11 protein-coding genes and 1 tRNA gene are annotated in these 14,303 nt (G+C 74.2%); 8 read left to right on the forward strand and 4 right to left on the reverse strand.

Translation table 11 applies throughout. From position 1 onward, the window contains the following. Positions 1–5 precede the first annotated feature (5 nt). The gene (locus E1300_RS10805; RefSeq protein WP_165502786.1) at positions 6–776 is read left to right on the forward strand and encodes a phytanoyl-CoA dioxygenase family protein; all 771 of its coding nucleotides are present in this window, start codon (positions 6–8) and stop codon (positions 774–776) included. A 116-nt stretch (positions 777–892) separates the two neighbouring features. On the opposite strand, the gene E1300_RS10810 is transcribed toward E1300_RS10805, so the two are convergent. Further along, positions 893–965 (reverse strand) — tRNA-Glu (locus tag E1300_RS10810). Positions 966–1,037: 72 nt separating this feature from the next. Then, positions 1,038–2,699, reverse strand: coding sequence for a metallophosphoesterase family protein (locus tag E1300_RS10815; RefSeq protein WP_242619069.1), 1,662 nt, complete (start codon positions 2,697–2,699; stop codon positions 1,038–1,040). Positions 2,700–2,731: 32 nt separating this feature from the next. On the opposite strand from E1300_RS10815, the gene E1300_RS10820 reads away from it, so the two are divergent. Beyond that, complete coding sequence (locus E1300_RS10820) at positions 2,732–3,064, forward strand: metallopeptidase family protein (protein WP_370784693.1); 333 nt, start codon at positions 2,732–2,734, stop codon at positions 3,062–3,064. A gap of 221 nt (positions 3,065–3,285) precedes the next feature. Beyond that, the gene (locus E1300_RS10825; RefSeq protein WP_242619070.1) at positions 3,286–4,731 is read left to right on the forward strand and encodes an MFS transporter; all 1,446 of its coding nucleotides are present in this window, start codon (positions 3,286–3,288) and stop codon (positions 4,729–4,731) included. Between the two features lie 4 nt (positions 4,732–4,735). Here the strand turns inward: E1300_RS10825 and E1300_RS10830 are convergent, their stop codons facing one another. Then, a complete protein-coding gene (locus E1300_RS10830) occupies positions 4,736–5,056 on the reverse strand; it encodes a PspC domain-containing protein (RefSeq protein WP_131756753.1) in 321 nt (106 codons plus the stop codon). Positions 5,057–5,196: 140 nt separating this feature from the next. Between E1300_RS10830 and E1300_RS10835 the strand changes: the two genes are divergently transcribed. Beyond that, positions 5,197–6,348 (forward strand): acyl-CoA dehydrogenase family protein, encoded by a 1,152-nt coding sequence (locus E1300_RS10835; protein ID WP_131756754.1) that lies wholly within the window; start codon positions 5,197–5,199, stop codon positions 6,346–6,348. A gap of 25 nt (positions 6,349–6,373) precedes the next feature. Here E1300_RS10835 and E1300_RS10840 read toward each other — a convergent pair whose 3' ends face one another. Next, a complete protein-coding gene (locus tag E1300_RS10840) occupies positions 6,374–7,963 on the reverse strand; it encodes a DUF4407 domain-containing protein (protein ID WP_131756755.1) in 1,590 nt (529 codons plus the stop codon). A 729-nt stretch (positions 7,964–8,692) separates the two neighbouring features. On the opposite strand from E1300_RS10840, the gene E1300_RS10845 reads away from it, so the two are divergent. From E1300_RS10845 to E1300_RS10860, 4 genes are all read left to right on the forward strand, one after another. Then, the gene (locus E1300_RS10845; RefSeq protein ID WP_207399633.1) at positions 8,693–9,403 is read left to right on the forward strand and encodes a 4Fe-4S single cluster domain-containing protein; all 711 of its coding nucleotides are present in this window, start codon (positions 8,693–8,695) and stop codon (positions 9,401–9,403) included. Continuing rightward, on the forward strand, positions 9,400–10,818 hold the full coding sequence (locus E1300_RS10850; RefSeq protein ID WP_131756757.1) for a hypothetical protein: 1,419 nt from the start codon (positions 9,400–9,402) through the stop codon (positions 10,816–10,818). The genes E1300_RS10845 and E1300_RS10850 overlap by 4 nt, the downstream gene beginning before the upstream one ends. Next, positions 10,815–13,388 carry an AAA family ATPase gene (locus E1300_RS10855; RefSeq protein ID WP_131756758.1) on the forward strand — a complete coding sequence of 858 codons (2,574 nt, stop codon included), beginning with the start codon at positions 10,815–10,817 and terminating at the stop codon, positions 13,386–13,388. Before E1300_RS10850 ends, E1300_RS10855 begins: the two co-directional genes overlap by 4 nt. Then, on the forward strand, positions 13,375–14,303 hold a 929-nt coding region (locus E1300_RS10860; RefSeq protein ID WP_370784692.1), incomplete at its 3' end, for a hypothetical protein. The genes E1300_RS10855 and E1300_RS10860, both read left to right, overlap by 14 nt.

Below are 14,303 nucleotides of genomic sequence, written 5' to 3' on the forward strand. Positions count from 1 at the left end.
CGACCATGCCCGCCCGCGATGTTGACGCCGACGGCCAGGTGCCGGACGACCTCGTGACGGCCTACCGCGAGTCCGGTTTCGTCCGAGTGCGAGGAGTCCTCACGCCCGGCCAGGTCGAGCGCTTCCGGACCGCCGCCGAAGCGTTCCTGGCCGCGCATCGCGCGGAGAGCCTGGAGCGTCAGGCTGTCTTCAGCCAACTGGTCAACGTCTGGCAGCGCGACCGGACGCTCAGGGACCTCACCCTCGACCGGCGCCTCGGCCGCATCGCCGAGCAACTCGCCGGATTCCCGCTGCGGCTCTGGCACGACCAGATGCTGGTCAAGGAGCCGCACAACAACGCCGCCACGCAGTTCCATCAGGACCGCCCGTACTGGCCGCATGCCGGCGACCGGCTTCCGCTGTCGGCATGGATCGCGTTGGTGGACGTCCCTCCGGAACGCGGATGCATGACCTTCCTGCCCGGCACCCAGGACCGCACCGGCCTCCGTCCGCAGGATCTCCACCACGAGGAGGACCTGTTCATGACCGACCCGTCCCTGCGCTGGATCCCCCGGGTCACCGTGCCGCTCCGAGCAGGCGACTGCACGTTCCACAGCGGCTACACCGGGCACATGGCGCTGCCCAACCGCACCGACCAGGCCCGCCTCGCCCACGTCACCATCTACATGGACGCGCGGACCCGCTACAGCGGTACGCCGCACGTCGTGACCGACGCTCTCGGACTCGCCGCGGGCGACCGCCTGGACGGCGAGAACTTCCCCCGCCCCTGGTCGTGATGGCGACTTCAGCAGGCCTTATCCAGGGCCTTCAACGGGGAACCGGGGCCGGTGAACCGAGCCCACCGCCGGGCTGGTCATCCCCATCCGGCGGCGACTCGCGCCCGCCTGAGATGTACCCCCTACCGGATTCGAACCGGCGCTACCGCCTTGAAAGGGCGGCGTCCTAGGCCGCTAGACGAAGGGGGCCCATGGTGGCCGTGGTGACGGCCGCTCGACCCGGTCAAGTGTAGGGGACAACGGGCGGGCACGGGTAAACGGTTACCGGCGTTCGGGGGTGCGGGTGGGGGACGCGCTGGTCGAGGGCCATCGGGACGGGAAGGGGGACGTCGGGGACGGCGGTGTGGACGGGGGCGTCGGTTCGATCTTCCGGTCGGGTTTCGGTTCGAGGTGGCGCTCGATCTGCGCGGAGGTGAGGCCGAGGCCGCCGAGGCGGAGGTCGTCCCAGCCCTGAAGGCGGTGGGTGGCGCGGCTGAAGTAGAGGACGGAGAGCTCGATGGGGGTCGGCTCCTCGTGTTCGAGGCCGCGGAGGCCGGCGCCGCCGGTGGAGCCCTGGACGAACAGGCGCGTGCCGGTGGGGAGGAGCTTGGTGGAGCGGCTGTGGGCGTGGCCGGACAGGATGAGCGGCGTCAGGCCGGAGAAGGCCTCGCCCTCGCTCGGGTCGTGGACGATGACGAGGTCCGGGACGGGGCCGGTGGCCTGGAGCTTCGCGGCGAGGTTGAGGCCGGTGGCGCGCATCTGGTCGGCGCCGACGTAGTCGTCGCGGGTGCTCTTGTCGGGGGTGAAGCGGGGGTCGCCGACGCCGTAGACGCGCAGGCCGGCGATCTCGCGGGTGACGCCGTCCAGGACGGTGGCGTTCTTCTGGCGGGCGACCGCGCGCTGGGTGCCCTTGGAGTCGTGGTTCCCGCGGACGTAGACGTAGGGGACCTTGAGGCCGGAGATCTCGTCGGCGAACTTGTCCTCGGCCTTGCTGCCGTGGTCCATGAGGTCGCCGCTGTCGATGATCAGGTTGGCCTGGAACTGGGTGGCGACGGACTTGATGACGTTCCAGGCGGCGGGGTTGAGGTGGATGTCGGACACGTGCAGGACGCGGAGCGTGGACGGGTCGGGTTCGTAGGTCGGGAGGGTGGACGCGGCGGAGTACAGCTTGGAGACGTTGCCGACCAGGTGGGCGAGCTGCGCGCGGTACACCGAGAAGCGGGCGGCGACGCTGCGGGCGTCGCCGACGACCTGCGGGGCGTTGGCGAGCAGGCCCGTGTAGCGGGGTTCCGCGACGGACTGCGGGTTGAAGGTCAGGAGCGCGACGAGGGTGACGGCGACGAGGCCGCCCGCGGAGGCGCCGAGGCCGGCCAGGGCGCGGCGCCACGAGCGGAAGACGATGAGGGACGTGGCGAAGGCGACGGCGAGGGCGAGGAGGGTGGCGCGGACGAGCAGGATCGTCATGCCGTGCCGGATCTGGCCGGTGATCTGGTCGGTGACGCGGTCCAGCTCGGCGTCGTTCTCGATGAGCTTGCGGGCCTCGTCCGGGCGGAGGTCGATGACGCGGGCCTCCAGGGACACCGGTCCCCAGTGGGTGTCGAGGTGGAGGGCGCCGACGGGCGGCAGCTGGAGGGTGGTGCCGCCCGTCCAGGACGGGTGCAGGGCGAGCTGGACGTCGGTGGGGCCGACGGGGGTGGTCGTCTGGCCGCCGAGGAGGAGTCCGGCGTAGCCGCCCGCGAGGCCGACGGCGACGACGAGGAGCGTCCGGGACCAGCGGCTGCGGAGGACGGCCCGGGTGCGCCGGCCCGCCGGTTCCAGGGCGCGGCGGGCGGCGGTGAGCCGGTGCGCCGCCGGGGCGAGGCGGCGGGCCAGGGGGGCGAGCCGGCGGCGCAGGGGGGTGAGCCTGCCGGCGGGGGCGGTGCGGGCCTCGGTGGTCCGCGGCACGTGGCCTCCTTCAGAATGGCGTTGTGATCGACATGTCGCGCGAGGCGTTCGAGGACCTGGTCGGCGAGGCCCTCGACACCATCCCGCCCGAGCTGACCGCCCGCATGCGCAACGTCGTCATCGTCGTGGAGGACGACGCGCCCGAGCGGGGGCTGCTCGGTCTCTATCAGGGCGTACCCCTCACCGAACGCGGCGACTGGTACGGCGGGGTCCTGCCCGATCACATTTCGATCTACCGCCGGGAGATCCTGCGGATCTGCGACACCCCCGACGACGTGGTCGCGGAGGTCCGGATCACCGTGGTGCACGAGATCGCGCACCATTTCGGGATCGATGACGACCGGCTGCACGAGCTCGGATACTGAGCCGCGCGGGCGGGGGGACCGTCACCCGCGGGTGAGGGTGGTTCCGGTTGTGCCGGATGGGGTCTCGGAGTCGTCCGCTATGAGGGACACGGACCTTCGCGGGGTCCGCGGGAGAAGGTACCGAACCGTATGCAAAAGGCTTTCGCGAATCGGGCACTGTAGGTCACATAACTGCCACGCAGCGTGAGTTAATGAGGGGACGCCCAACCCAGGGAGCGTGCGTGGCGGGAAGGCAGACCGGCCGGCATCGACGTCCGCCGGAGGAGCAGGCGACCTACCGCGAGGTGTTCGCGGTGGGAGAGTTCCGTGCCCTCTGGCTGGCCCAGGCGCTCTCGTTCGTGGGCGACCAGCTCGCGCAGGTCGCGCTGGCCGTCCTCGTGTTCGAGCACACGCGTTCGGCGCTGCTGACGGCGCTGACGTACGCGCTGACCTACATCCCGCCGATCGTGGGCGGGCCCGTGCTGTCGGGCCTGGCCGACCTGTTCCCGCGCCGGACGGTGATGGTCGTCTGCGACGTGCTGCGGGCGGCGCTGGTGGCGGTCATGGCGATCACGGCGCTCCCGTTCTGGGGGCTGTGCGCGCTCGTGTTCCTGACCGTGCTGCTGGGCGCGCCGTTCACGGCGGCGCGCGCGGCCGTCCTCCCGGACGTGCTGGAAGGGGACAGGTACGTCGCCGGGTCGGCCATCAACAACATCACGCACCAGGGCGCGCAGATGCTCGGGTTCCTCGCGGGCGGCGCGGTGGTCGCCGTGGTCGGCACGTACGAGGCGCTGGCGGTGGACGCGCTGACGTTCGGGCTGTCGGCCCTGGTGCTGATCGGCGGGCTCCGGCCGCGGGCGGCGCCCAAGCGGCGGGAGCGCGAGTCGCTCGGCCTGTGGCGCGGCACGCGGGACGGCGCGCGGCTCGTGTTCGGCGATCCGGCGCTGCGGTCGCTGGTCTCGTACGCGTGGCTGTGCGCGTTCTACGTCGTCCCGGAGGGGCTGGCGGCGCCGTACGCGGCGACGTTCGACGACAGCGCGGTCACGGTGGGGCTGCTGATGTCGGCGATGCCGACGGGGATGGTCGCCGGGGCGTTCCTGTTCAGCCGGTTCGTCCGCCCGACGAACCGGCTGCGGGCCATGGGCTGGATGTCGATGCTGGCGTGCCTGCCGCTCATCGGGGCCGGGACGCATCCGCCGCTGTGGGGCGTGGTGGCGCTGTGGGCGGTGTCGGGCGCGGGCAGCGCCTACCAGCTCGCGGCGAACGCGGCGTTCGTCGCGGCGGTCCCGCCGTCCGGCCGCGGCCAGGCGTTCGGGCTCGCCCAGTCGGGCATCCTCGCGGGGCAGGGGATCGGCATCCTCGCGGGCGGGGCCGCGGCGCAGGTCCTCGGGCCGGAGACGGTCGTGGCGCTCGCGGGCGTCCTCGGGCTGTCGGCCGCCGCGATGCTGACGCTGGTGTGGAACCAGATCCGCGGCGGTGCGATCGCGGCGACGCGCGGCGGCGACGAGCCGGCGGAGTCCGCCGAGGCCGCGCAGCCGGAGGCGGCGCCGACCGACGTTCCGGGCCGGGCCGATCTCCCGGAGCAGGGTGAGGCCCCGGATCAGGCCGACGTCCCGGATCAGGATGACGTCCCGTACCCGGGGGACGAGCGGCCGGCGGGCGTGCCCCGGTCCGCGCCGGCGCCCTAGCCGGTCACGCGCGGGTGCGGTTCTTGTTGACGGCGTCCTTGGTCCGCTGGACGGCGTCCTGGACGCGGGGGTCGTCGCTCGCCTTCTTGAAGAGGTCCTCGCCGACGGACGTGGCCGCGCCCTCCTCCGGGATGATCAGCCAGCCGATCGCGTAGAGCGCGATGCCGGCGCCGCCGAAGAGGGTGAAGACGGCGATTCCGAGCCGGACGATGTTGGCGTCCACGCCGAGGAACTCGGCCGCGCCGGAGCACACTCCGGCGATCATGCGGCCGTCGCGGGTGCGCCGGAGCTGCTTGGTCGTGCCGGTGTTCTTGTTCAGGTCCATGGTCCGAGCATGCCCACTGCGCGCGCGATCCGACATCCGGAATCGCCCTGACATGTCCCTGAGGCGACCCTTGTCCGGGTCGGGTGCGGCGCTGGACGTACCCTGACGTCGACATCCGCGCCCCGGGAGGAAGGACTCGCATGGACGTGCTGCGCGTCGACGACCAGCTCACCGACGAGGAACGGATGGTCCGCGACACGGTGCGGGCGTTCGTGGCCGAGCGGGTCGCGCCCCGGCTGGCCGGATGGTTCGAGGAGGGGACGTTCCCGGCGCGGGAGCTGGCGCCGGAGCTCGGGAAGCTGGGCCTGCTCGGGATGCACCTGGAGGGGTACGGCTGCGCGGGGACGAGCGCGGTCGCGTACGGGGTGGCGTGCCGGGAGCTGGAGGCGGCCGACTCGGGGCTGCGCAGCTTCGTGTCCGTCCAGGGGTCGCTGGCGATGGCGGCGATCCGCAAGTACGGGTCGGAGGAGCAGAGGCGGGAGTGGCTGCCGCGGATGGCGGCGGGCGAGGCGATCGGCTGCTTCGGCCTCACCGAGCCCGACCGCGGCTCCGACCCCGGCGACATGCTGACCCGTGCCCGGCGGGACGGGTCGGACTGGGTGCTGAACGGCGCCAAGATGTGGATCACGAACGGGTCGGTCGCGGACGTCGCGGTCGTCTGGGCGAAGGCGGACGGCGTCATCCGCGGCTTCCTCGTCCCCAAGGGCACCCCGGGTTTCACGGCGAGCGACATCCATCAGAAGCTGTCGCTGCGCGCGTCCGTCACGTCCGAGCTGGTGCTGGACGACGTGCGCCTCCCCGAGGACGCCGTCCTGCCCGGCGTGCAGGGCTTGAAGGGGCCGCTCGGCTGCCTGTCCGAGGCCCGTTACGGGATCCTGTGGGGCGCCGTCGGTGCGGGACGGTCCTGCTATGAGGCGGCCGTGGACTACGCGAAGACGCGCGAGCAGTTCGGCAAGCCGATCGGGTCGTTCCAGCTCACGCAGGAGAAGCTCGCCTGGATGGAGGTCGCCCTCGGCCAGGCCGGGCTGGTGGCCCTCCGGATCGGCCGGCTGAAGGACGCGGGCGAGGTCACGCCGCAGCAGGTGTCGTTCGGCAAGCTCGCCAACGTCCGCGCCGCGCTGGACGTGGCCCGCGAGGCGCGGACGGTGCTCGGCGCCAACGGGATCACGCTGGAGTATCCGGTGATCCGGCACATGAACAACCTGGAGAGCGTCCTCACCTACGAGGGCACCCAGGAGGTGCACCTGCTGACGCTCGGCAAGGCGATCACCGGGCTCGACGCGTTCCGCTGACGCGGCCGTCTTGAAGCGGGGTTGCTCAGGAGAACGGCGGGGGCGGCGGGCTCGTCCACGGCGTACTGGGTCCCGGCGGCGGGGCGGGCGGCCCGCCGTTGCCGTTCGGTGACGGCGCGGACGGCGGCAGCGGTCCCCTGCCAGGCCCCGCGACGGGGCCCGCGACGGGGCCCGGCCTGCCGCCGGGGTACCCGGCGGGCGCCGGTTCGGCGGGGCGCCCGGCGGGCGCGGGGCCGGACGGTGCCGGGTACGGGTTCGGGTCCACGCGCGGGTAGCCGTCCGAGGACAGGTAGCGGTCGAGGTTGCGCGGGACGTCGCGCAGCTCGCGGTCGCGCCACTCGTCCAGGACGGCCTGGGCGATGTCCATCTCGGCGCGGACGGTCCGCTCGACCATCTGCGGGATGGCGGCGTCGCGGGCCTCGCGGAGCAGCCGGGCCTGGGTGATGATGTCCTCGGCCTCCAGGATCTCGGCGTTCTGCTCGCGCCGGGCGCGCTCCTCGGCGACGCGCCGCCGCCGGTGCTCCTCGATCTCCAGGATCTCCTCGTAGAGGCTCTTCTTCGGGACGAGGGTGAGCAGCAGCTTCACGAAGATCGGCAGGCATTCGATCGACGTGAAGAGCAGGATGAGCAGCAGGTGCGCCCAGAAGAGGGTGCTCTGCTCGCCCGTGAGCTCGTTCAGCGCCTTCAGGCGGAGCAGCAGGCCGTCGGAGTCGGCGTTGCTGGACGCGAAGCCCGCGTCGAGGCGGGCGCGCTCCCGCTGGGCGGCCGCGAGGTCCTCGCGGACCCGCGGGAGCCGCTGCCGGGCGGTCTCGACGTTGCGCTGCCGGGAGGTGGCGCCCTCGCTCTGCAGGACCTTCTGGCGGGCGGCGATCTGGTCGCGGATCCGCTTCAGGTCGGCCTCGGCGTCGTCGAGCTGCTGCTTGCGCTGCCGCGCGATCGGCCCGTCGCCGGGCTTGCACCTGCCGCGCTGGCCGCCGAGCTCGCAGACGAGGTTCTCCCGGGCGTCCGACACGCGCTTGAGCGCCTCGCCCTCCTGCTTGCGCAGCCCGGCGATCGTCGGGTCGGCGTTGAGGTCGGCGCCGGTGTCGCCGTTGCTGCCGATGACGCCTTCGAGCCGCTTGGCCTCCGCGTCCAGCCGGGCGATCCGCTGGCCGAGCGCCCCCGACTGGGCGTCGGTCGCGTTCTCGTTGGCCGCGGCGGCCTTCATCCGTTCGAGCTGCACGTCGATCTCCGGCTTGAAGATCTGCAGGACGAGCGGGGTGGAGATGACGATGCCGATGAGCAGCGCGAACGCCAGCCGCGGCGCGGCGAGGTAGAAGGCGTGGCGGCGGCGGTCCTGGCGCTGGATCGTGGTGACGAGCCAGCGGTCCAGCATCATGATGGCGAGGCCCCACAGGACCGCGAAGACGACCGCGAAGGCGATCGGCGCCTTGACCGCCATGGACAGCGCGAACGCCATCGAGATCGCGGCCATTCCGGCCGTGATCAGCACCGCGGCGCCGATGCCCTGGTATTTGCCCCGCTCGCTCGGGCACTGGTCGAGGATGTCGGGCCGTGCTCCCGACAGCCAGATCAGCGGACGGAATCCGGCCATCCGGCCGATGGGGCTCGTCATGGACGCTGCTTTCGACCGGGGGCGGGAACGGAGGCGGAGCCGGGAGCGGAAGCGCGGGCATGGGCGTGGCCGGAAATGTGAACCGGAAAGCGGCCGGGCGCGGACGCGGGACGCCTGGTGGAGCGCAGTCCGGGGAGCCGCAGGAACGGGACGGCGGGCATCTGCCAGCGCAGCCTCGGGACGAGCGGCGCGGCCGGGGTGCGCGGAGCCGTCAGTCGGCGCGACAGCGGCCCGGACGCGAGGCGGTCCGCGCGGGAATGGAGGCCGCGGAGAAGCGGCCGGTAGCGGACGAGCGGGGCCCGGTCGAGGGCGGTTTCGGGAATGCGGAGGTCGGTGACCCGCGGCGGCCGTGGCGGCATGCGCAGAGGATCCTCATGGGCAGGGACCATGTCGGTGGCCATTCCTGTTCATTCGGACGAACGGGGCGATGAGGAAACTCGGTGTTGACCGGCTGCGGGGGCCGAGAGGTGCAGGATAGCGTGCGAACCGGGGCAACTCCGAGCCGCGATGGAGGCACCCGAAGAAGCTGACCGGATACGGTCACAGGCGTCGAAAATACCCGACTTTCGCCGGGAACTTTGTGTCGCATGCCATGAGTCGAAGAAGGGCACTCCCGTACAATCCGGCCCACCGGCAGGTGCGACACGGTTGCCCTCTCGCCCGAAATCCCCCTGAAAAACCCTCCGAATCACCTTGAACGGTCGAATGCTCAACGTGGCGGAAACATGCGTGGGTACCCGCGCCCTCGGACCCGGCCGGCGGTCGGCCGTGTGGGTGCAGGGCTGCCCTTTCCGGTGCCCGGGCTGCCTCGCGCCGGAATGGATACCGGACCGTCCCGCCCGCCGGGTCGAACCGGCCGTCCTGGCCGCCGAGCTGCTCGCCGACCCCGCCGTGACGGGCCTGACGTTCTCCGGCGGCGAGCCGATGGAGCAGGCCGCCGGGCTCGCGGAGACCGCCCGGCTGGCGCGCCGCGACCGTCCCGGCCTGACGCTGATCTGCTTCACCGGGTACCGGCTGGAGCGACTGCGCTCGCGTCCGCCGGGCGGCGGTGGCGACGGCGACGGCGTGGCCGCCCTGCTCGGCGAGGTAGACGTCCTCATCGACGGCCAGTACGTCGCGGCGCGCGATGACGACCGGGGGCTGCGCGGCAGCTCCAACCAGCGCGTCCACCACCTGACCGATCGGCTCCGCGACGCCGACGCGGAACTCGCGGGCGGTCCGCGCAAGGTGGAGATCCGCGTCCGGGACGCCGGTGCCGCGCTGTTCGTGGGCGTCCCGAGCCGCGCCATCGCCGCCGCCTACCCGCCACCCGCGCTCCCGCCTACTGAAGTTGGTCCGGTCACCGCGCGCGATGGGGCGAACGCGGGCGCGGTTCCGGACGTCCAACCGGGGGGCGCCGGCCCGGCCGGCGGTCGCGCGGCGGAGAGGAGCACGCGGTGAGCGGTGCGAAGCGCATCACGGTGGACGCCGGGGCGTGGCAGGAGGCCCAGGCGGCCGCGGCGCGGCTCCGCGACGTCCGCCGGGACGTGCCCGCGCTGGTGGAGGCCGTGCGGCGGCAGCAGCGCGAGGAGCTGGACCGGACGTTCGGCGAGGCGGAGGAGCGGCAGCGGCGCTTCGAGCGGATGCTCACCGGGCTCAGCGACGAGGCGAAGCGGTCGGAGCTGCGGACCGCGCAGCGGCTCCGCGACCAGGCCGACCGGTTGCGCGGCCAGCTCGGTTCGGCGCTGGAGAGGGCGGGCGCCGAGCAGGACGAGCGGATCCGCGCGGCGCTGGAGCGGGAGCGTGCCGAGCGGCGCGCCGAGCTGGAGGTCCTCGCCCGCGATCTGGACGGGCTGCGCGAGGGCCGGGACCGCGCCGCGTCCGCCGCGGAACGGGTCCTCGCCGACGCGCGGCTGCTGCGGGACGCGATCGCCGCCGAGCTGCCGCACGAGCGCTTCGCCCCGGGGCGGCTCGACCGGCTGGAGCGGCGGCTCGCGACGGCCGAGGCGAACCTCGCGGGCGGGCTGGCGGCCGAGTCGCTCGGCCTGCTCCAGGACACCTTCCTCGACCTCGCCGATCTGCGCGCCGACCTGGTGCTGCTCGACCAGGAGTGGCGGACGGCCCGGGTGGCGGCGCTGGACGCGCTGACCATGGTCGCCGAGCGGGTCCGGTTCGCCGCGGAGCTGCCCGCGCCGGACGAGCGCGGCGAGCCGATCGACGGGCTGGCCTTCGACGTGGACCACTGGTCCGGCGGCGCGCTGGCGGAACTCCGCACCGACCTGGAGTCCCGGACGGGCCGGATCCGGGACGGCGACGCGCTGAGCACCGAGGAGCTGCGCGAGGTCGTCCGGCGGGACGCGCCCGAGCTGGAGCGGCGCCTGGACGACGCCGTGACGCGGGCGACCGCCGCGCTGCTGGCCTCGCAGGCGCGGGTGAACGTGGCCGAGCAGGTCGTGGACGCGGTGGAGGACGCCACCGGCTTCGCCTGGGCGGAGAACGCGTACGAGGGCGGCGACCAGCGCGCCGCGTTCTACAGCAAGCTGCGGCACCTGAACGACAACGAGATCGTCATCGAGGTCGCCCACGAGGACGGCGAGGACGGGCCAGGGGCCCTCGCGGTGCGCATCCTCTCCTACGACCGCGACACCGCGTCGGAGGAGGAGTTGGCAGAGCGCGCGCGGGAAATCACCACCGGCTTGCGCGAGCGGGGGCTGCCCGTGGGCGAACCGGTGGCCGACGCATCCGGTCCGGATCCGGCCTTGGCCGACTTCGACTCGCTCCGCACCACCGCACGCGAGGCCCAGGCAGTGACAGCCAGGTCGTCGCCTCGCCTAGACCCTGCGTCCGGGATCGACGGGGCGGACGAGCGGCGGTGACCCCGGTGGTGACCCCGGCGCCCGCCGAGCGGCTCGCCGGGCTGCATCAGGTGGCCGCGGACGGCGATCCCGTGCTGGTCGTGCACGGACCCGGCGCCGACGACGCGTTCGTGGACGACGGCTACCGGACATACGGGATCGAGACCGCGCTATGGGAGGCGCTGCACGCGGCCGGGTACGAGCGCATCGTCTTCTACTCGCTGCACCGCAAGCTGTACTTCCGGGACGCCGAGTCGCGCCGCCTGACACGTCCCGCGGAGGCAGGGCAGCACCAGGCGAAGGCGCGGCGGATGCGGTCAGGTTTCGCCGGCCCGCTCGGTGACCGTGTGGTCATGAACGCGGCGACCGGGACCGGGACCGCCGTCTTCGACGCGCCGCCTCCGGCGGACGCCCGGGGCGCCTCCGCGTCCGGGATGAGCGACGCGCACGCCGTGATGACGCTCGACCACCTGATGCGGCAGGACGGGACGCGCACGGCCGTGGTGCTCCCGCACGCGGAGGAGGTCCTCAGCCACACGGTCGCGGGACGGGCGCTCGCGACGGTGTTCGCCGAGTGGGTCGCCTACGGGGGCAGCGCCCGCAACACGTGCGTGCTGGTGTCGCGGAAGGCGTCGCTGGCCGATGTGCGCGAGTTCGTCCACGACCTGCGGGGCTTCCCGGCGCTGGAGGAGTGGGTGCGGCGGCTGAGCGGGCGTCCGGGCCGTCCCGGACGGGTGGGCGAGCCGGACGAGGCGGAGCTGGAGCGGCTCGTGCACGTCCTGCGGCTGACGGGACGGCCGCGGCTGCGGGTCGGGGACTGGGCGGGGCTGTGGCGGGCGGTCCGGGCGATGGCGGCGACGGCGGAGCCCGCGCGGGCGTGGGAGCAACGGCTCCGGCGGCTGGCCGCGGAAGGCGTGCCGCTCGACGCGGCGGTGCTCCGCGAGCGCGGCTGGGCGGTCGCGGCGGCGGCCGGGCGGGAGGACGTGTGGCGGCGGCTCGACCGGCTGGCCGGGCTGGACGCGGTGAAGGAGCACCTCGCGGGCGTGCGGCTGCTGATCGAGGCGGAGGCGCGGATGCGGGCCGAGGGCCGCGGCGCCGCCGAGCCCGCCGCGCACCACCTGGTGTTCACCGGCAATCCGGGCACGGGCAAGACGACGGTGGCGCGGCTCGTCGGGGAGATGTACCGGGAGCTCGGCGTGCTGCGCCGCGGGCACCTGGTGGAGGCGACCGCGGCGACGCTGGTCGGGCAGTACGTGGGCGAGACCGCGCAGAAGACGTCGGCGGTGGTCGACAGCGCGCTCGACGGGGTGCTGTTCGTCGACGAGGCGCACGCGCTCGCGGACCGGCCGGACGGGTTCGGCGGCGAGGCGATCGGCACGCTGCTGACCCGGATGGAGAACGACCGGGACCGGCTCGTCGTGATCGCCGCGGGCTATCCGGACCGGATGGAGGCGTTCCTGAACGCCGATCCGGGGCTCCGCCGCCGCTTCCCCGAGGCCAACGTGATCGCGTTCCCGGATTACGACGCGGGCACCCTCGCGGGCATCGCGCTCGGACGGCTCCGCGAGCAGGGCCTCACCTGGACGGCGGAGCTGGAGGACGGGCTGCGGCGCGTCGTGGCGGGCATGCACCGCACCCGCGGCCCGGGGTTCGGCAACGCGGGGGCGATGCGCGACCTCGCCGACGACGTGAAGCGCCGCTGGGCGGTGCGGACGCGCGCCGCCGTGGACCGTCCGCTGGAGCCGGACGACCTGCCCGAGCGGCTGCGCGCGCATCTGCGGCCGCGGGTGCCGGAGCTGCCCGTCCTGCTGGGGGAGCTGGACGCGATGATCGGGCTCGCGCCGGTGAAGGAGGCGATCCGGGCGCTGGTGGCGCAGGTCCGGCTGAAGCAGCGGCGCGGGCGCGGCGAGGTCGTCGCGCCGCACCTGCTGTTCCTCGGCCCGCCGGGGACGGGCAAGACGACGGTGGCCCGGATCATCGGCCGGGTGTTCCGCGACCTCGGGCTGCTCGCGAAGGGCCATGTGGTGGACGTGGGCCGCGCCGACCTGGTCGGCGAGTACATCGGGCAGACGGCGCCGCGGACGCGGGAGAGGATCCGGGAGGCGCTGGACGGGGTGCTGTTCGTCGACGAGGCGTACGCGCTGGCCCGCGGCGACGACGGGCGCGACTTCGGGCGGGAGGCGCTCGACACGCTGACGCAGGAGATGGAGAACCTGCGGGGCCGCCTCACGGTCGTCGCCGCCGGATACCCGGAGGAGATGCGGTCGTTCCTGGACGCGAACACCGGCCTGCGGTCGCGGTTCACCGTCCAGGTGGAGTTCCCCGGCTACGCGCCGGAGGAGCTGGCGCAGATCCTGGAGGCGATGGCGGCGGCCGAGGGCTACCGCGTCCCGGCCGAGACGCGGGCGCGGGCGCTGGCGTGGCTGGCGGCCGAGCGGCGCGCCCGTCCAGACGACTTCGGCAACGCGCGGGCCGTCCGGGAGCAGCTGCTGCCCGCGATGGAGACGCGGCTCGCGGCCCGCACGGCGGACAGCCCGGACGCCGACGTCGACACCTTCCTGCCCGAGGACGTGCCCGATGCCCGTCGTTGACGAAGCCGGAGCCGAGCGGGCCCAGGGGGCGCCCCCGATCGGGAGGGTGCGGCCGGGATGCCCGGTGTGCGGGTGCCCGATCGCGCATCTGGAGGAGCGGTGCGCCGAGTGCCGGTGGCCGCTGCACGGCGAGTGGCGGCTCGGCGCGCCCGGCCCGGAGGCGGTGCGCGCGTTCGAGGCGGAGCTCGCCGCCGCGCGCCGCGCCCGGGACCTGCTCGCGGTGGTCCGCGCCGGGCTCGCCGACGCCGTGTACGTGCGCGGCGGCACGCCGAGCCCGGCGGAATGGGAGCTGGCGCGGCGGGCCGTGGCCGCGCCTCCGGTGACGGACGCCGTGCTCCGGGCGGTGCTCGCCCGGGCCCTGCACGGGCTCGGCCCGGACAGCGGTCTCGTCATCGCCGAGACCTCCGCCGATCACGCGCTCGCGGTGACCCGCGTCCGGCTGGACGAGCTGGGCGTCCCGCGCGGATCCGAGACATCTGAGACCGTCGGGTGGGACGCGGCGCTGCCGATGCTGTCCCGCGACCCGGGCGAGCGGCGGTTCCAGCTCGCGGGCGGGATCGCCGAGCTCGACCGGGACACGCTGTGGCGGGCGCTGCGCGACGGCCTCCCGCAGCGGCTGGGCGAGCGCGGCGACGCGGTCGTGCTGGTGAACCGGGAGGTCGGCTGGCCCGTCCCGGACCGCGTGGTCCGGATCCTGCGCAAGCGCCACCCGTCCGCCGAGGTGGTGCCCGCCGGGCGCGCGACCGTCCGCGACCTGCTGGACGAGCTGGTCGCGGCGCTGCCCGCGCGCCACGAGGTGGGGCTGCTGGCGGCCTGGGTCGAGCCGGGCACCCGCCGCGTCCGCCCCCGGCTGATCCCGCTGTTCGCCGCCGGGACGCCCGCCGGGACGGAGCGCGCGGTCGCGGTGGCCCGCCC

It is taken from the genome of Actinomadura fibrosa (assembly GCF_900659615.1).
Classification (GTDB): domain Bacteria; phylum Actinomycetota; class Actinomycetes; order Streptosporangiales; family Streptosporangiaceae; genus Spirillospora; species Spirillospora fibrosa.

Bases quoted from the DNA above. Each gene is read 5' to 3' on its own strand.
- E1300_RS10805 (WP_165502786.1), top strand. From the start codon at position 6: ATGCCCGCCCGCGATGTTGACGCCGACGGCCAGGTGCCGGACGACCTC.
- E1300_RS10820 (WP_370784693.1), top strand. From the start codon at position 2,732: ATGTCGCGCGAGGCGTTCGAGGACCTGGTCGGCGAGGCCCTCGACACC.
- E1300_RS10830 (WP_131756753.1), bottom strand. From the start codon at position 5,056: ATGGACCTGAACAAGAACACCGGCACGACCAAGCAGCTCCGGCGCACC.
- E1300_RS10835 (WP_131756754.1), top strand. From the start codon at position 5,197: ATGGACGTGCTGCGCGTCGACGACCAGCTCACCGACGAGGAACGGATG.
- E1300_RS10840 (WP_131756755.1), bottom strand. From the start codon at position 7,963: ATGACGAGCCCCATCGGCCGGATGGCCGGATTCCGTCCGCTGATCTGG.